This window comes from Brevundimonas sp. Leaf168, assembly GCF_001423685.1.
GTDB classification, from domain to species: domain Bacteria; phylum Pseudomonadota; class Alphaproteobacteria; order Caulobacterales; family Caulobacteraceae; genus Brevundimonas; species Brevundimonas vesicularis_C.
The window spans coordinates 553,043-569,091 of sequence record NZ_LMOY01000001.1 but is presented as its reverse complement, the minus strand read 5'-3'; the positions used below and the strand labels follow the sequence as shown (position 1 = coordinate 569,091).

Here is a 16,049-nt window from a genome sequence, read left to right as displayed (position 1 = left end):
GACTTACCGATTCAGGCTGAGGTGGTTGATCAGGTCGGTGCGGGTGATCAGGCCGACGAACCGCTCGCCGTCCAGCACGATGGCCACGCGGTCGCGGTCGAAGACAGGGATCAGGGCGTCCAGCGGCTCATTGACCTGAAGCGTGTCCAGATCGCGCGTCATGGCCGAGGCCACCGGCTTGGCGAACCGCTCCTTCCGCGTGATCTCGTCAGTGTTCATGATGCGGATCAGGTCGCTTTCGTCCAAGATCCCGACCAGCCGGCCGTCTTCGATGATCGGCAGTTGCGATACGTCGGCGCCCTTCATCCGCTTGAAGGCGGTGTCCAGGGTATCGCCCGGCCCGGCGACGACGACATCGCCCTTCTCGTATTTGCGGTTGATCAGGTCCGACAGGTCGCCGTGCAGCTCGCGCTCGCCCAGGCCCTGATCCGCCAGCCAGGCGTCGTTATAGACCTTGGACAGATATTTGGCCCCAGTGTCGCAGACGAAGGTGACGCAGGTCTTGGCCTCGGTCTGCTCGCGGCACCAGCGCAGGGCCGAGGCGATCAGTGTGCCCGACGACGACCCCGCCAGAATGCCTTCTTTCAACAGCAGCTCGCGCGCCGTGGCGATCGCCTCCGCATCCGGGATCGAATAGGCCTTGTCGATCAGGCTCATGTCCGCCGTGTCGGGCACGAAATTCTGACCGATGCCCTCGACCGTATAGCTGCCGTCCGGCCCCGGCACGCCGTCGTTGACGATGCCGGCCAGGGTCGATCCGACCGGATCGGCCAGGATGATCTGCGCCTTCGAGCCGACGCTCTTCAGGTAGCGCGCCACGCCGGTGATCGTCCCGCCCGAGCCGATGCCGGCGACGAAGGCGTCGATGTCGCCGCCCGTCTGCTCCCAGATTTCCGGCCCCGTCGTCTTCACATGGGCCTCGGCGTTCGACTGGTTGGCGAACTGGTTGACGTAATAGGCGCCCGGAATGGCTTGGGACAGACGCTCGGCCATGTCGGTGTAATATTCCGGGTGCCCGTGCGGCACGTCCGAACGCGTCAGGCGAACATCGGCGCCCATCGCCCTGAGATGCTGGATCTTTTCCTTCGACATCTTGTCCGGGATGACTAGAAGCACCTTATATCCCCTGGCCCGGCCGACCAACGTCAGCGCCAGGCCCGTGTTGCCCGCTGTCGCCTCGACGATCGTGCCGCCCGCCTTCAGCCAGCCTTCCTTCTCGGCCGCATCCAGCATCTCGACCGCGATCCGGTCCTTGATCGAACCGCCGGGGTTCTGGGACTCCAGCTTCAGCAGCAGGCGGCACGGGCCGGTGTCGATCTTCGTCACCTCCACCATCGGCGTCTTGCCGATCAGATCCAGCGGCGACGAGACGGTCGCGCTCAGGGCGGGGGCGGTCAGGGACATCGAAAACTCCATTCGGGGCGGGCGGAAGCTGAAGCCCCGCCGTCACATGGTCAACTCACGCAAGATTTGACCCCTCAAGATTTACTCAAGGGCGCGGTTCCGCGCTACGAAAGACATAATGACCAAATCATCCAAGAGGCCGCCCGCCGGTCTCCCCGACAAAGACACCCTCGTCGCCTTTCTGCGCGAGGCCGGATCGGCCGAGAAGACCGACATCGCGCGCCATTTCGGGCTGAAAGGCGGTGACCGCCGGGCCTTGCGCGAAATGATCCGCGAGCTGGAAGCCGAAGGGCGACTGGGCAAACGCGGTCGCAAAGGCTTTTCCGAAGCCGGCGCCCTGCCCCCCGTCGGCGTCGCCGATGTGATCGAACGCGACGGCGACGGCGAACTGTATGTGCGCCTGGTCGAGGCCACTCCCGACGCCCCGCGCGCCATTCTGATGCCCGACAAGTCCAAGGCCGCCCCTGGCCTGGGCGATCGCGTGCTGGTGAAGTTCCAGCGCGGCGCAGAGGGTTGGGAAGCCCGGCTGATCAAGAAGCTGGACGTGGGGACCAATCGCGTCCTGGGCGTGATCCGCAAGTCGGCGCGCGAAACCCGCGTCGAGCCGGTCGATCGCCGCTCCAAGGACGTACTGCTGGTGCCCCAGGCCCAGTCCGGCGACCTGCGTGACGGCGACCTGGTTCTGGCCGCGATTGAGAAAGGCGACCAGCGCTATGGTCCCAAGCGCGGCAAGATCCTGGAGCACATCGGCAAGGAGGATGATCCCCGCGCCGCCTCCCTGATCGCTATCCATGCCCACGGCGTCCCGACCGGCTTCTCCGAAGCGGTCGAACGCGAGGCCGAGGATCAGGCCCTGCCGACTCTGAAGGGGCGCGAGGACCTGCGCGAGGTCCCCTTCATCACCATCGACCCCGCCGATGCGCGCGACCACGACGACGCCGTCTATGCGGCGCGCGACGAGGATCCAAAAAATGAGGGCGGCTGGATCGTCTGGGTCGCCATCGCCGACGTCGCCGCCTACGTCCGCCCCGGCAGCCAGCTGGACCGCGAGGCGCGCGACAAGGGCAACTCGACCTATTTCCCCGATCGCGTCGAGCCGATGCTGCCGGAAGTGCTGTCGAACGGTCTGTGCAGCCTGAAGGAGGGCGAGAACCGCGCCTGTCTCGCCGTGCGGATGGTCTTCGACAAGGACGGACGAAAGACCGGCCACCGGTTCGTGCGCGGCCTGATGCGGTCGCACGCCAAGCTCAGCTACGAGCAGGCGCAGGCCGCCATTGATGGGCAAACTGATGACACGACCGGCCCGATCATGGAGGCGATCCTCTATCCGCTGTGGAACGCCTATCACGCCATGCTGAAGGGCCGCCTGAAGCGCAGTCCGCTGCAGATCGAATCGGCCGAACGCCGCATCCGCATGGCGCCCGCCAATGAACAAGGAGGGGGCGGCATCGCCTCCATCGAAAAGCGCGCTTCGCTGGAGGCGCACCGGCTGATCGAAGAGATGATGATCCAGGCCAACGTCTGCGCCGCCGAAACGCTGGAGCAGAAGAAGACGCCGCTGATCTATCGCGTCCACGACACGCCCAGTCAGGAGAAGATCTTCAACCTGGCCGACTTCCTGTCGACCATCGGCAAGCCCTGGAACAAGGGCGAGCCCGGTACGACCAAACGGTTCAACAAGCTGCTGGACGAGACCCGCGACACCGAACACGCCGATGTGGTCAACGAGGTGGTCCTGCGCAGCCAGATGCAGGCGATCTACTCTCCTGAGAACATCGGCCACTTCGGCCTGAACCTGGATCGTTATGCCCACTTCACCTCGCCGATCCGGCGTTACTCCGACCTGATCGTTCACCGCGGCCTGATCCGGGCGCTGAACCTGGGCAAGGACGGACTGACCGACCGCGAGATCGCCGAACTGCCGGCCATCGCCGAGGGCGTTACGATGACCGAGCGCCGGTCGATGGCCGCCGAGCGCGACGCCATGGATCGCTATATCGCCGCCTATCTGGAAGAGCACGTCGGCGCGACCTTCGCCGGGCGGATCACAGGCGTGACGCGGTTCGGCCTGTTCATTCGTCTGGAGGACACGGGCGCGGACGGCCTGGTGCCCGTCTCGACGATCGGCAGCGAATACTTCACCCACGACGACCGCGCCCACGCCCTGGTCGGCGAACGCACGGGTAAACGCTTCACCCTGGGCCGCATGGTGGAGGTTAAGCTGCGCGAGGCGACCCCCGTCACGGGCGGCCTGGTGTTCGAAATGCTCAGCGAGCCCGACCCCCGCGATCCCAACGCCCCCGCGCCCCGCTATGGCATTCGCGGACGCGGTGGCGACGGCCCGCCGATGCGCGGCAAGAACCGGCCCGGCGGCCCCAAGCCCCGCAACGGCTCCAAACCCTCCGGCGGCCTGAAGGGCGTGAGGAAGGGCAAGCGCAAGTGACCCCCTTCGACGCCGCTCAGGATCTGGCCGACGCCCCGCGTGTCGGCGGGGCTCGGCGCCCGAAGGATGCGGCGACGCTGATCCTGACGCGCGGCGGCGATCGGCCAGAGGTGCTGATGGGGCGGCGCGCGCCGGGCCATGTGTTCATGGCGTCGAAATGGGTGTTTCCGGGCGGGCGGATCGACCGCAGCGACTTCACCGCCGCCGCGACGGGTGAGTTGTCGGGCGACGTTGCGCGGCGACTGGAAGGCGAACTGCCCGCTCGCCGTGCGCGCGCCCTGGCCCTGACGGCGGTGCGCGAGACGTTCGAGGAGACAGGGCTGATTCTGGGGAGGCCGGCGCCCCGCGCCTCCATCGCCGGCCCGTGGCGTGAGTATCGCCAAGCGGGCGCCCTGCCCGATCTGTCGGTTCTGTCATATGTGGCGCGCGCCATTACGCCGCCGGGCCGGACCCGCCGGTTCGACGCCCGCTTCTTCATGGCACCGGCCGATGCCTTACTGAGCCCGGAGCCGACCGCAGGATCGGGCGAACTGGACGAGATCGCCTGGCTGCCGTTGGACGAGGCGCGCGCGCTGGATCTGCCGGCCATCACCCGTTTCGTGCTGGGGGAGTTGGCCGAGCGGCTGGAATACCCGAAACGCCCCCTGCCCTTCGTTCGGATGGTGCGGGGTCGGCACACGGTCGAGCACAGGGACTGACATGGCCGGAACGACGATCACCCTGCGCCTGACGATCGCCGATCCGGTCGCGGGCGTCGCCTACAGCCTGCAGAACAAGGCGAACATGCCGGTCGAGCCGCGCATCGCCGCCGACGGTCCGATCAGCTTCGACGCGCCCGTCACCGTGTCCGAGGATGGCCGCCTGACCGGCCCCTTCGTGCGGCGCGAGGGCGCAACGCGGCGGTTCGTCTATATTGCGATCGGCACGTCAGCAGGGCAGCACGTCAGCGAATGGAGCCGACGCGCCAAAATCGACGTCCACGACATTCCCGCCGATCTGCTGGCCCAGGCGCGCCAGGGCGAGGTGCTGGAAGTCGTCCTGCCCGGCCGCACCAAGGACGGCGGCCCCGCCTGCGCCACCGTGCGGCCGATCCAGGCCTGGCGCGCAGTCTGACCCTAGTCGGCCATCGGCTTGGTCAGGTCGAACTCCACGCGGAAATGCCGGTTGGGACGACGCAGTTCGTAGGCGAACACTCGGTCGGGATGAACCTCCATCGCCCAGGTATTGGTGGTCGAGACGGCCGCGTCGTTTTCGTTGAACAGGGCGATCGATTCGGCGTCGACCGGGAATTCCTGACGCTCGGCCGTGCCGGCGTTGACCGTATCGCCGCCATACCAATGCAGCACGTCGGTCGTGCCGTCCGCATGTCGGTGATCGTGCTTCAGCCGAAGGCCCGTGTCGGTCTTGGTCACGACCCAGGTGCGCGAACGATCCGACCCCACGGCGAAGGGAATACGCACCTCGTCCGGCGAACAGTCGCGGACCTGCATGACCAGCTGCTCGCTGGCGAACTTGGCGTCGGCGGCGTCGGTGGTGACGACACGGCCTTCGAATCGTTGGCCGCACAGGGCGGTCAACCGCGCCATGAAATCGTCCTGGGACTGAGCCGGATCGGCCGTTGCGACGCCGACGCATGACAAGGACATCAGGGCCGCAGCGGCCAGCAGGGATGCGATTTTCATGCGGTCAGACTATATGTGCGTTCCGCCTCATCAACGTGGCATCGCGCCCGTTGACTTTGGGGCGATCCTGAGTATGTTCCGCGCCTCTTATTTTAAGCGGCTTTCGCCGTCGCAGAGGTAATTCCGATGGCCAAACCGGCTTCCATCAAGATCCGCCTGAACTCCACGGCCGACACCGGCTTCTTCTATGTCACCAAGAAGAACGCCCGCACCATGACCGAGAAAATGGTCGTCAAGAAGTACGATCCCGTCGTGCGCAAGCACGTCGAGTTCAAGGAAGGCAAGATCAAGTAAGTCCTTGATCCGCTGAGAATTGAAAACGCCCGGCTGGTCTCCAGCCGGGCGTTTTTCGTTGTCTGGACGCCCTTGTTACGCCGCCTTGGCGATGACCCGGTTGCGGCCGGCGGCCTTAGCCTCATAGACCCCTTCGTCGGCGCGCTTCAGCAAGCCCTCGGGCGTATCGCCGTCGCCGGTCGTGGCGGCCACGCCGATCGAGATGGTGATGGTGATCTGCTCCTTGCCACCCATGACGCGGAACGGCGCGGAGGCGACGTCGCGGCGAATCCGTTCGGCGACGCGGCCGGCGTCTTCCAGACTGGCGCCCGGCATGACCACCACGAACTCCTCGCCGCCCATGCGGCACGGCAGGTCCACGGCCCGGACATTGGTGGCCAGGCGCACGGCGAACTCCACCAGCACCTCGTCGCCGGCGTCGTGGCCGAAGCTGTCGTTGACCGACTTGAAGTGGTCGATGTCCAGAACCAGCACGGCCACCTGGGCTCCGCCTTGGGCCGCACGACCCACGAGCGCCTGTAGCTGGCCAGTCATGTAGCGCCGGTTATGCAGGCCGGTCAGGGCGTCGGTGACGGCCATTTCCATGCTGCTGTCCAGCTTCTGGCGCAGGAAATCGGTGTAGCGTTTGCGCCGGATCTGGGTGCGAACCCGCGCCGACAGTTCTTCGGTATCAACGGGGCGCGGTAGGATGTCGGCAGCGCCCAGTTCCAGCGCCTTGATCATGCGTGGCCGTTCGGTCGGCTCCACGATCGCCAGGATCGGCGCGCGGCGGGCATCGCCCGACTTGGCCTGGGCGACGATCCGAAGGCCGTCGAAGCTGGCGGCGGCGACGTTGACGATGATCAAATCCAGCGCGCCCTTGGCCGCGACCAGCGCCGCCTCGGGATCGGTTTCGATGGCGACGCGATGTTCGCCGCCCAGTTCCTGGGCGATCTTCTCGGCCTGACGCTGGTCGTCGTCGACGATCAGAACGCGCCCGCCCTCGCTACGCAGCCGCGCGGCATTGTCCGAATCGACGCCCAAGCGACGGCCGCTTTCCTCTCGCTCGCGCAGCTCGTCCATGACGTGCTTCAGCCGCGTCAGCGACTTGACCCGCGCGAACAGGATGACGTCGTCGATGGGCTTGGTCAGGAAATCGTCGGCGCCAGCCTCAAGCCCCTTGATCCGATCCTCGCGCCCGTCCAGCGCCGTGACCAGCACGACGGGAATATGGCGCGTCTCGGCCTGGGCCTTGAGCCGTCGGCACGTCTCGAACCCGTCCATGCCGGGCATCATGACGTCCAGCAGGATCAGGTCCGGCTGGTGCTCGGCGGCGATGGTCAGGGCCGACGCGCCGTCGTTGCAGGTCAGCACATCGTAATATTCGATGGTCAGCTTGGCTTCGAGCAGGCGGACGTTCACGTCCACATCGTCGACGACGAGGATACGGGCGCTCATCCGAGGTGCTGCCGGATGGTTTCGAGGAAATGCATGACCGAGATGGGCTTGGAGATATAGGCCTCGCAGCCGCCCTGACGGATCCGCTCCTCATCGCCCTTCATGGCGAAGGCGGTGACGGCGATGACGGGGATGTGGTTCAGCTCCTCGTCGTCCTTCAGCCATTTGGTGACTTCCAGGCCCGAGATTTCGGGCAACTGGATATCCATCAGGATCAGGTCGGGATGATGGGCGCGCGCCAGGGCGAGCGCCTGCAAACCCTCGCGGGTCTGCAGGGTCTCATAGCCCTGGGAATCGAGCAGATCATGAAAAAGCTTCATGTTCAGCTCGTTATCCTCGACGATGAGGACTTTCTTGGACATCATCACCTGACCTGCGCGCCCCTCGAACGCGGGACGCCTCGTTGGTCGCATTCGTAGGCGCCCAGTCTTAAGTTGGGGTGAAGCCAACCTTACGGAGACCTTAAACGTGGCCATCAAGGCCATCTGTCGCGACTGCTTGTGGACCGGCGAAGATCCCGCCGGGCCGCGCGAGAACCGCTGTCCGGCGTGCGGATCGCGGCGCGTAGTCGCAGACGCCGAACTGGACCAGCTGTCGATCGCCCACATGGACTGCGACGCCTTCTACGCCTCGGTAGAGAAGCGTGACCGGCCCGAACTGCGCGACAAGCCGGTGATCGTCGGCGGCGGAAAGCGCGGCGTGGTCTCCACCGCCTGCTATGTCGCGCGCCAGTATGGCGTCGGCTCGGCCATGCCCATGTTCAAGGCGCTGAAGGCCTGTCCCGAGGCCGTTGTGATCAGGCCGGACTTCACCAAATACGTCTTCGAATCGCAGCGCATTCTGGGGGCGTTGGGACAGCTGACGCCCTTGATCCAGCCGTTGTCGCTGGATGAGGCCTGGGTCGATCTGTCTGGCACGGAGCGGCTGAACGGCGGCCCGCCGGCGCTGCAGCTGATCCGCTTCCAGAAACAGATCGAGGAGGAAACCGGCCTAACCGTCTCCATCGGCCTGGCCCCCAACCGCTTCCTGGCCAAGATGGCGTCGGAGATGGACAAGCCGCGCGGTTTCTCCGTCGTCGGGGCCGCCAACGCACAGGCCCTGTTGGCGCCGCGCCCCGTCACCGCCCTGCCCGGCGTCGGGCCGGTATTCGGCAAGGCGCTACGCAGCGACGGCTATTCGACCATCGGCGATCTTGCGCAGGCGGACGTGCGCGACCTGGTCAAACGCTACGGCGAATCCGGTTTGCGCCTGCACGATCTGGCCCACGCCCGCGACGCCCGCGCCGTGAACCCCGAGCGCGATCGCAAGGGAATGAGCGCCGAAACCACGTTCAACGAAGACCTGACGTCGGCCGAGGCGCTGGAGGCCGAGCTATGGCCCCTGTGCGAGAAGCTGGCGTCAAAGGCCCGTCGCGACGGGGTCGCCAGCCGGGTGCTGGTGCTCAAGCTGCGGCGCATCGACTTCAAGATCGTGACCCGACGCATCACCCTGCCCGACCCGGTCCAGACGGCCCGCGCCCTGTTCGCAGCGGGGCGCGATCTGCTGAAACCCGAGCTGGGCCGCCCCTATCGTCTGATCGGCATCGGCATGGCGGACGTGCAGGACGCGGAGGACGCGCCCGCCGGCCTGTTCCAGACCAGTGAGACGCGCGCCTTGAAGACAGAGCGCGCCATCGATGTGCTGCGCGAGAAGTTCGGCAAGGACGCCGTGGTGGCGGGCCGTGCGTTGAAGCCGTAGGACAGGGCATGGATCTCGCCAAACGCGCCTATGACCATGGCTTTCGCCTGGACCCGATCGTCCGCAGTCTGCTGGACACGGACTTCTACAAGCTGCTGATGCTGCAGATGATCTGGCGCGAGCATCGCGACGTTCCGGTCGTCTTCCAGGTCATCAACCGCACCAAGGCTGTGCGTCTGGCTGACGAGATCGATATCGACGCGCTGCGCGAGCAGCTGGATCACGCCCGATCCCTCAGCTTCACCAACAAGGAACTGGTCTGGCTGGCGGGCAACAGCTTCTATGGCGTGAAGCAGATCTTCTCGCCCGACTTCATCGCCTGGCTGACCGATTATCGCCTGCCCGACTACGACTTGTCAGTTCAGGACGGGCAGTATGTGCTGACCTTCTCGGGCGCCTGGGCCGAGGTGACGCTGTGGGAGATCCCGGCGCTGGCGATCCTGAACGAACTGCGCTGCCGCGTCGGGATGCGGCGGCTGGGCCGGTTCGAGCTGGACATCCTGTATTCGCGCGCCAAGACGCGGCTGTGGTCCAAGGTCGAGCGGCTGCGGCTCTTGCCCGACCTCGCCCTGTCCGACTTCGGCACGCGGCGGCGGCACGGCTTCCTTTGGCAACGCTGGTGCATTCAGGCGTTGAAGGAGGGGCTGGGCAAATCCTTCATCGGCACATCCAACGTCCTGCACGCCATGGAGAACGATCTGGAAGCCATCGGCACCAACGGCCACGAACTGCCGATGGTTCTAGCGGCCCTGGCGCCCGACGACGCGGCGTTGGCCCAGGTGCCGTATGCGGTGCTGGACGAATGGCGCAGGCACTATGCGGGCAATCTGCTGATCGTCCTGCCCGACGCTTTCGGCACCGAGGCCTTTCTGGAGCAGGCGCCCGATTGGGTGGCGGACTGGACCGGGTTCCGTCCCGACTCGGCCCCGCCGATCCCGGCCGGCGACCGCCTGATCGACTGGTGGCGCGCGCATGGGCGCGACCCGAAAGAGAAGCTGCTGATCTTCTCGGACGGGATGGACATCGACGGGATCGAGGCGACCCACGCTCATTTCCACAGTCGCGCGCGTCTCAGCTTCGGCTGGGGCACCAATCTGACCAATGATTTCCGCGACTGTTCGCCCGCCTTCGCGCCTGAACTGGAGCCGATCTCCCTGGTGTGCAAGGTGGTCGAGGCCGGCGGTCGCCCCGCCATCAAACTGTCGGACAATCCGGCGAAAGCGGTCGGCGATCCCGGCGAGATCGAACGCTATCGCCGTGTCTTCGGTGTGCGCGGTCTGACGGCTCAACCCGTCACGGTCTGAAACCCGGCCTTAAGCCCGCCGTGCGACAAGGCGGGAATGAGCGCCTTTCTCGACAAGATGCGTCGCCGCGCCGGCCGCTATCTCGATGTCCGTCCTGCCGACGTGCGGCCCGCGCGCGGCGTCCTCAGCCTGTCGTTCGACGACATCCCGGCATCGGCCTGGACCGAGGCCGGACCGATCCTGGCTCAACACGGGGTCAAGGCAACCTACTATGTCTGCGGCGGACTGTCGGGCGGTCGCAATCTGGACCTGCCCCAGTTTGAGGTGGAGCATCTGCAAGCGCTCCATGAGGCCGGGCATGAAGTCGGTTGCCACACCTATGAACATGTCTCGACCCTGACCCTGTCGCCGGCCCGGCTAGACGCCAGCCTGGCCCGCAACGCCGCCTGGGTGGCCGAGCGGTTGGACGGATACGAAATGCAGACCTTCGCCTATCCCTTCGGCGATTGCGCCCTCGGATCGAAAGCCGTGATCGACAAACGTTTCCTGTGCGGGCGCGGCGTACGCGACGGGATCAACGCCGGGCGTTCGGATCGCAATCTGCTGCAGGCCATCGGCCTGGAGAGCCGTCGTCTGCCCGGCTACGACCTAGAGACGCTGGTTTCGGAGACGGCGGCCTCGAACGGCTGGCTGATCGCCTATGGCCACGATGTCAGCGACGCGCCGACGCCGTATGGTTGCCGTCCGGAGGACATCGATCGGTTGATCCGACTGGCCAGCGCGGCCGACTTGGACATTCAACCGGTCGCGGCGGCGTGGCGGATGGCGACAGCCTGAGGGATCAGGCCGCCTTGCGCCGGTCCGCCCAGGCGATCAGCTCCTTGCGGGGCCAGATCATCAGCCAAGACCGCGCGGTGTACTCCCCGCTGTCGATCAGCGCCTTGCGCGACGCCGACGCCGTCGCCGCCCGTTCGGTGTGGATCTCGCCCGGTCCTTGGTGGACCATGAAGGCGCCGCCGTTCAGCGGGTTGAGCCGCAGGTGCGCCAGGCGGGGGCTGATCTCGGTCAGTGGCGGATCGTAGAACCAGCTCGAGCCGATCATGCCCGCCAATTCAGGCCGCGCGCGGCACAGCTCGGCCGCCGTGGCCCAGGCCTCGTTCCAGCCGTCCTCGTTGAAGCCGCGCAGCCACCGGCTTTCGGTGTGCACCTCCAGCCAAGGCTCGCGCTTCGCGCCCGCCGCCAGATAGCGAAACAGCGGTTTGACGCCCCAACCATCGCGGACGTGTTTGACGATCTGGCCCGGCCCTACCGGCGACGACAGGTCTATGACCTGGCTCTTGGCCCCCGGCACGCTGAGCGCCAGGGTGAAGCGCACGTCCTTGGACCAATGGTCGAAAACGTAGTCGCCTTCAGCCTTGTCCAGAAAACCCGCCAACTGTTCGATCCAGTAGGGATAGAGGGCCATCACCTCGGCCGGCAGTGCCATCGCCGCGGCGCGGTCGGGCAGTTGCAACGCCCAGGCGGCGACCAGGCCGCGACGCATACCGTCGGATGCATCAGCGCCCAACAGCGCATCTACCGCCTTGGCCGGCATTTCGAAATCCCAATGCGGCGCCGCCTCGGCGGCCTTCTGCGCGGCCGGGACCACGGCGGCATCCACGCGCGCCCGGTCGTCAGGAGACAACCGCGCCAGCACGGCATGGAAGGCGGCGACGTCGGGGGTCAGGTGCATATCCATGATCGCACCATGACACGGCGCGGTTGGCGAACCTTTAAAGCGCGCCGAACGGGTGACGCCGCCCTTGCCCCGCGCTAAACCGCGCCCAGATAAACAGGAGCCCCCATGAGCATCGAAGCCCGCATCGCCGAACTCGGCCTCACCCTGCCGGAACCCGCCAAGCCGGTGGCCAGCTATGTCTCCTATGTCCGTTCGGGCAATCAGGTCACCATCTCGGGCCAGCTGTCGAACGACGCGAACGGCGGGATCAAGGGCACGGTTGGCGTGGACGTGACGCCGGAGCAGGCGCTGGAAGCCGCGCGCCTGTGCGGTCTGAACCTGATCGCCCAGATCAAGGCCGCCTGCGATGGCGATCTGGACCGGGTGGTCCGCATCGTGAAGCTGGGCGGCTTCGTTCAGGCCGGTCCCGACTTCACCGCCATTCCCGCCGTCATCAACGGCTGCTCGGACATGATGGTCGAGGTCTTCGGCGACGCAGGCAAGCACGCCCGCTCGGCCGTCGGCGTGTACAAGCTGCCGCTCGGCTTCGCCGTCGAGATCGATGCGATCGTGGAGATCCGCTGATCTTTCAGATCTCGGTTCACGAAGAGATCGCCGACATCGGCCGTGAGGCCTGGGACGCGTGCGCGCTGCCCACCGGCGATCCCTTTGTCTCCTACGACTTCTTGCACGCGTGCGAGGCCTCTGGCAGCGCCGCGCCGCGCCAGGGCTGGGCCCCACGCCACTTGGCCCTGAGGGGTGAAGACAACGCGGTGCTGGGCGTCATGCCCCTCTATCTGAAGGGCAACAGCCAGGGCGAGTATGTCTTCGACCATAGCTGGGCCGACGCCTATGAACGGGCCGGCGGCCGATATTATCCCAAGCTGCTGGGCGCCGTGCCCTTTACGCCCGCGACCGGCCCGCGCTTCCTGAACCATCCCGAGACCGACGCCGCGACGGTGCGTCAGGCCCTAATCCAGGGGGCGGTGACCTTGGTCGAACGGCTGGGCGTCTCCTCCCTGCACGTCAACTTTCCGACCGAAGCCGACTGGTCCGCCATGACCGAGGCGGACCTGCTGCCGCGCCAGGACATCCAATTCATTTGGCGCAATAACGGCTATCGGACCTTCGACGATTTCCTGGCCGCCCTGTCGGCCAGCCGCCGCAAGACCATCAAGCGCGAGCGCCGCGACGCCCAGGCCGATCTGGATATCCGCGTCCTGACCGGCGCCGATATCACTGAGGCGCACTGGGAAGCCTTCTTCGCCTTCTACATGGACACCGGCTCGCGCAAATGGGGCCGGCCCTATCTGACGCGCGACTTCTTCAGTCGCATCGGCGCGACCATGGCCGACCGGATCGCCCTGGTCATGGCGTTTCGGGATGAAACGCCCATCGCCGGCGCTCTGAATTTCATCGGCCGAGACGCGCTTTACGGCCGTCAGTGGGGCACGCTGGAAGACGTGCCGTTCCTGCATTTCGAGCTTTGCTACTATAAGGCTATCGAGTTCGCCATTTCGCGTGGCCTGTCCCGCGTCGAAGCCGGGGCCCAAGGCGACCACAAGATCGCGCGCGGCTACCTGCCCTCCCCCGTCTATTCCGCCCATTTCATCGCCGACCCCGCCCTGCGCGATCCCGTCGCCCGCTATCTGGACGGCGAACGGCCGGCTGTCGCGGCGGAGATGCGGGCGATGACGGAAGAACTGTCGCCCTACAAGCAGGCGTAGAAAAAGGCCCGGCTGCTGCCAGCCGGGCCTTTCGCCATCACCATTTTAAGGATCAGGCCGTCTCTTCTTCCTCGGCCTTCGCGGGCGCGCTGACGCTCGTGATGTCGAAGTCGATCTTGCCGTCCTTCAGCTGGACCCTGACGTGTCCGCCGCGCGTCAGGCGGCCGAACAGGATGTCGTCGGCCAGCGGCTTCTTGATCGAGTCCTGGATAACCCGCGCCAGCGGACGCGCGCCGTACAGTTCGTCGAAGCCGTTCTTGGCCAGCCAGTCGGCGGCTTCGTCGGTCAGTTCGATGGTGATGTTGCGGTCCGCCAGCTGGGCTTCCAGCTGAAGGACGAACTTGGTCACCACCGAGCGGATCGTGTCGGCCTGCAACGGCTTGAAGGCCACGATGGCGTCCAGGCGATTGCGGAACTCCGGCGCAAACAGGCGCTGGATGGCCTTGTCATCCTCGCCCTCGACCTTGCCCCGGCCGAAGCCGATGGAGGCGCGGGCGTTGTCAGCGGCGCCGGCATTGGTGGTCATGATCAGGATGACGTTCCTGAAATCGACCTTTTTGCCGACCGCATCGGTCAGCATGCCGTTGTCCATCACCTGCAGCAGGATGTTGTAGACATCCGGGTGCGCCTTCTCGATCTCATCCAACAGCACGACGGCGTGCGGATGCTGATCGACGGCGTCGGTCAGAAGCCCGCCCTGGTCATGGCCGACGTAGCCGGGAGGCGCGCCGATCAGACGGCTGACCGTGTGGCGCTCCATATATTCCGACATGTCGAAGCGCTGCATCTCGATGCCCAAGGTGGCGGCGAGTTGCTTGGCGACTTCGGTCTTGCCGACGCCGGTCGGGCCGCTGAAAAGGAAGCTGCCGATCGGCTTGTTCGGATCGCGCAGACCCGCCCGCGCCAGCTTCATGGCCGCCGACACCTGTTCGATCGCTTGCTCCTGACCAAAGACCGCACGCTTCAGATCGGTTTCCAACTCGCGCAGGCTTTCGGTATCGGACTTGGACACTGACTTGGCCGGGATGCGGGCCATCTTAGCGATGACGGCCTCGACTTCCTTCTGCCCGATGACCTTCTTCCTCTTGGATTCGGTCAGCAGCATCTGCGACGCCCCGGCCTCGTCGATGACGTCGATCGCCTTGTCCGGCAGTTTGCGGTCGGTCATGTAGCGCGCAGACAGCTCCACCGCCGTGCGCACGGCGCTGTCGGTGTAGCGGACCTTGTGGTGCTGCTCATAGTAGGTCTTCAGGCCCTTCAGGATCTTCACCGTATCCTCGACCGTCGGCTCGTTGACGTCGATCTTCTGGAAGCGACGCACCAAGGCGCGGTCCTTCTCGAAGTGCTGGCGATATTCCTTGTAGGTCGTCGATCCCATGCAGCGCAGCGTGCCGGACGCAAGGGCCGGTTTCAGCAGGTTCGAGGCATCCATCGCCCCGCCCGAGGTCGCGCCCGCGCCGATCACCGTGTGGATCTCGTCGATGAAGAGCACGGCGTTGTCGTGGTTCTCCAGTTCCTTGACCACCTGTTTCAGGCGTTCCTCGAAGTCGCCGCGATAGCGGGTGCCGGCCAGAAGAGCGCCCATGTCCAGCGAATAGATGGTGGCGTCCTTCAGGACGTCGGGCACTTCGCCGTTGACGATCTTGCGGGCCAAACCTTCGGCGATGGCGGTCTTGCCGACGCCGGGATCCCCCACCAGAAGCGGGTTGTTCTTGGTCCGACGGCAGAGGATCTGGATCGAGCGATCCACCTCGGCCTGACGACCGATCAGGGGATCGACCTTGCCCTGGCGCGACTTCTCGTTGAGGTCGACGCAATAGGCTTCCAGCGCCTCGCCGCCCTGTTTGACGGCGGAAGCATCCTCGGCCTCTTCGGGCGAAGCGCCCTTGGCCGGACGGGCCTCGTTGGCGCCCGCCTTCTTGGCGATGCCGTGGGCGATGAAGTTGACCGCGTCGTAGCGCGTCATGTCCTGCTCTTGCAGGAAATAGGCGGCGTGGCTCTCGCGCTCGGAGAAGATGGCGACCAGCACGTTGGCGCCGGACACTTCCTCGCGGCCGGACGACTGGACGTGGATCACCGCGCGCTGGATCACGCGCTGGAAACCGGCGGTCGGCTTGGCGTCCTCGCCGTCGCTGGTGGCCAGGGCGGCCAGGTCGTTGTCGACATAGAGGGTCAACGCCGCTTTCAACGCCGACAGATCGACGTTGCAGGCCTGCATGACGCCGGTCGCATCGGGATCGTCGATCAGCGCGAGCAGCAGGTGCTCAAGCGTCGCATACTCGTGCCTGCGCGCATTGGCGTATCCCACCGCGCGGTGCAGGGTTTCTTCGAGAGGACGGGAAAATGAAGGCATAGGGAGGCTCC

At 65.9% G+C, this 16,049-nt stretch carries 15 protein-coding genes; 9 read left to right on the top strand and 6 right to left on the bottom strand.

The window, feature by feature from the left end:
* Positions 1–3: 3 nt before the first annotated feature.
* Positions 4–1,404, bottom strand: a complete 1,401-nt coding sequence (locus ASF81_RS02805) for a cystathionine beta-synthase (RefSeq protein ID WP_055805372.1) — start codon at positions 1,402–1,404, stop codon at positions 4–6.
* Positions 1,405–1,522: 118 nt separating this feature from the next.
* Between ASF81_RS02805 and rnr the strand changes: the two genes are divergently transcribed.
* From rnr to ASF81_RS02790, 3 genes are read left to right on the top strand one after another with little or no spacing between them, the layout of a single operon-like run.
* Positions 1,523–3,847, top strand: coding sequence for a ribonuclease R (gene rnr / locus ASF81_RS02800; RefSeq protein WP_055804480.1), 2,325 nt, complete (start codon positions 1,523–1,525; stop codon positions 3,845–3,847).
* Positions 3,844–4,545 carry an NUDIX domain-containing protein gene (locus ASF81_RS02795; protein ID WP_055804477.1) on the top strand — a complete coding sequence of 234 codons (702 nt, stop codon included), beginning with the start codon at positions 3,844–3,846 and terminating at the stop codon, positions 4,543–4,545. Before rnr ends, ASF81_RS02795 begins: the two co-directional genes overlap by 4 nt.
* Position 4,546: 1 nt before the next feature.
* A complete protein-coding gene (locus tag ASF81_RS02790) occupies positions 4,547–4,960 on the top strand; it encodes a DUF5990 family protein (protein WP_055804475.1) in 414 nt (137 codons plus the stop codon).
* Positions 4,961–4,962: 2 nt separating this feature from the next.
* Here ASF81_RS02790 and ASF81_RS02785 read toward each other — a convergent pair whose 3' ends face one another.
* Positions 4,963–5,529 carry a hypothetical protein gene (locus ASF81_RS02785; protein WP_055804473.1) on the bottom strand — a complete coding sequence of 189 codons (567 nt, stop codon included), beginning with the start codon at positions 5,527–5,529 and terminating at the stop codon, positions 4,963–4,965.
* A gap of 126 nt (positions 5,530–5,655) precedes the next feature.
* On the opposite strand from ASF81_RS02785, the gene rpmG reads away from it, so the two are divergent.
* Complete coding sequence (rpmG, locus tag ASF81_RS02780) at positions 5,656–5,823, top strand: 50S ribosomal protein L33 (protein WP_003164451.1); 168 nt, start codon at positions 5,656–5,658, stop codon at positions 5,821–5,823.
* 75 nt (positions 5,824–5,898) lie between these two features.
* On the opposite strand, the gene ASF81_RS02775 is transcribed toward rpmG, so the two are convergent.
* Both ASF81_RS02775 and ASF81_RS02770 read right to left on the bottom strand, forming a co-directional pair.
* The gene (locus ASF81_RS02775) at positions 5,899–7,260 is read right to left on the bottom strand and encodes a PleD family two-component system response regulator (RefSeq protein WP_055804472.1); all 1,362 of its coding nucleotides are present in this window, start codon (positions 7,258–7,260) and stop codon (positions 5,899–5,901) included.
* A complete protein-coding gene (locus ASF81_RS02770; protein WP_164952723.1) occupies positions 7,257–7,622 on the bottom strand; it encodes a response regulator in 366 nt (121 codons plus the stop codon). Before ASF81_RS02770 ends, ASF81_RS02775 begins: the two co-directional genes overlap by 4 nt.
* Positions 7,623–7,728: 106 nt before the next feature.
* On the opposite strand from ASF81_RS02770, the gene ASF81_RS02765 reads away from it, so the two are divergent.
* The 3 genes from ASF81_RS02765 to ASF81_RS02755 are packed head-to-tail and all read left to right on the top strand — an operon-like array spanning position 7,729 to position 11,078.
* Positions 7,729–8,997, top strand: a complete 1,269-nt coding sequence (locus ASF81_RS02765) for a DNA polymerase IV (RefSeq protein ID WP_082503403.1) — start codon at positions 7,729–7,731, stop codon at positions 8,995–8,997.
* Positions 8,998–9,005: 8 nt separating this feature from the next.
* A complete protein-coding gene (locus ASF81_RS02760; protein WP_055804468.1) occupies positions 9,006–10,301 on the top strand; it encodes a nicotinate phosphoribosyltransferase in 1,296 nt (431 codons plus the stop codon).
* A gap of 36 nt (positions 10,302–10,337) precedes the next feature.
* The gene (locus ASF81_RS02755; protein ID WP_055804465.1) at positions 10,338–11,078 is read left to right on the top strand and encodes a polysaccharide deacetylase family protein; all 741 of its coding nucleotides are present in this window, start codon (positions 10,338–10,340) and stop codon (positions 11,076–11,078) included.
* A 4-nt stretch (positions 11,079–11,082) separates the two neighbouring features.
* Here ASF81_RS02755 and ASF81_RS02750 read toward each other — a convergent pair whose 3' ends face one another.
* Positions 11,083–11,979 carry a hypothetical protein gene (locus ASF81_RS02750; RefSeq protein WP_055804461.1) on the bottom strand — a complete coding sequence of 299 codons (897 nt, stop codon included), beginning with the start codon at positions 11,977–11,979 and terminating at the stop codon, positions 11,083–11,085.
* Positions 11,980–12,084: 105 nt separating this feature from the next.
* Between ASF81_RS02750 and ASF81_RS02745 the strand changes: the two genes are divergently transcribed.
* Positions 12,085–12,543, top strand: coding sequence for a RidA family protein (locus ASF81_RS02745; protein WP_017504644.1), 459 nt, complete (start codon positions 12,085–12,087; stop codon positions 12,541–12,543).
* A complete protein-coding gene (locus tag ASF81_RS02740) occupies positions 12,540–13,685 on the top strand; it encodes a GNAT family N-acetyltransferase (protein ID WP_055805365.1) in 1,146 nt (381 codons plus the stop codon). The genes ASF81_RS02745 and ASF81_RS02740 overlap by 4 nt, the downstream gene beginning before the upstream one ends.
* Positions 13,686–13,737: 52 nt before the next feature.
* On the opposite strand, the gene clpA is transcribed toward ASF81_RS02740, so the two are convergent.
* Positions 13,738–16,038 (bottom strand): ATP-dependent Clp protease ATP-binding subunit ClpA, encoded by a 2,301-nt coding sequence (clpA, locus tag ASF81_RS02735; RefSeq protein ID WP_055804458.1) that lies wholly within the window; start codon positions 16,036–16,038, stop codon positions 13,738–13,740.
* Positions 16,039–16,049 lie beyond the last annotated feature (11 nt).

Bases quoted from the DNA above. Each gene is read 5' to 3' on its own strand.
- ASF81_RS02805 (WP_055805372.1), bottom strand. From the start codon at position 1,404: ATGTCCCTGACCGCCCCCGCCCTGAGCGCGACCGTCTCGTCGCCGCTG.
- rnr (WP_055804480.1), top strand. From the start codon at position 1,523: ATGACCAAATCATCCAAGAGGCCGCCCGCCGGTCTCCCCGACAAAGAC.
- ASF81_RS02790 (WP_055804475.1), top strand. From the start codon at position 4,547: ATGGCCGGAACGACGATCACCCTGCGCCTGACGATCGCCGATCCGGTC.
- ASF81_RS02785 (WP_055804473.1), bottom strand. From the start codon at position 5,529: ATGAAAATCGCATCCCTGCTGGCCGCTGCGGCCCTGATGTCCTTGTCA.
- rpmG (WP_003164451.1), top strand. From the start codon at position 5,656: ATGGCCAAACCGGCTTCCATCAAGATCCGCCTGAACTCCACGGCCGAC.
- ASF81_RS02775 (WP_055804472.1), bottom strand. From the start codon at position 7,260: ATGAGCGCCCGTATCCTCGTCGTCGACGATGTGGACGTGAACGTCCGC.
- ASF81_RS02770 (WP_164952723.1), bottom strand. From the start codon at position 7,622: ATGTCCAAGAAAGTCCTCATCGTCGAGGATAACGAGCTGAACATGAAG.
- ASF81_RS02760 (WP_055804468.1), top strand. From the start codon at position 9,006: ATGGATCTCGCCAAACGCGCCTATGACCATGGCTTTCGCCTGGACCCG.
- ASF81_RS02755 (WP_055804465.1), top strand. From the start codon at position 10,338: ATGAGCGCCTTTCTCGACAAGATGCGTCGCCGCGCCGGCCGCTATCTC.
- ASF81_RS02750 (WP_055804461.1), bottom strand. From the start codon at position 11,979: ATGGATATGCACCTGACCCCCGACGTCGCCGCCTTCCATGCCGTGCTG.
- ASF81_RS02745 (WP_017504644.1), top strand. From the start codon at position 12,085: ATGAGCATCGAAGCCCGCATCGCCGAACTCGGCCTCACCCTGCCGGAA.
- clpA (WP_055804458.1), bottom strand. From the start codon at position 16,038: ATGCCTTCATTTTCCCGTCCTCTCGAAGAAACCCTGCACCGCGCGGTG.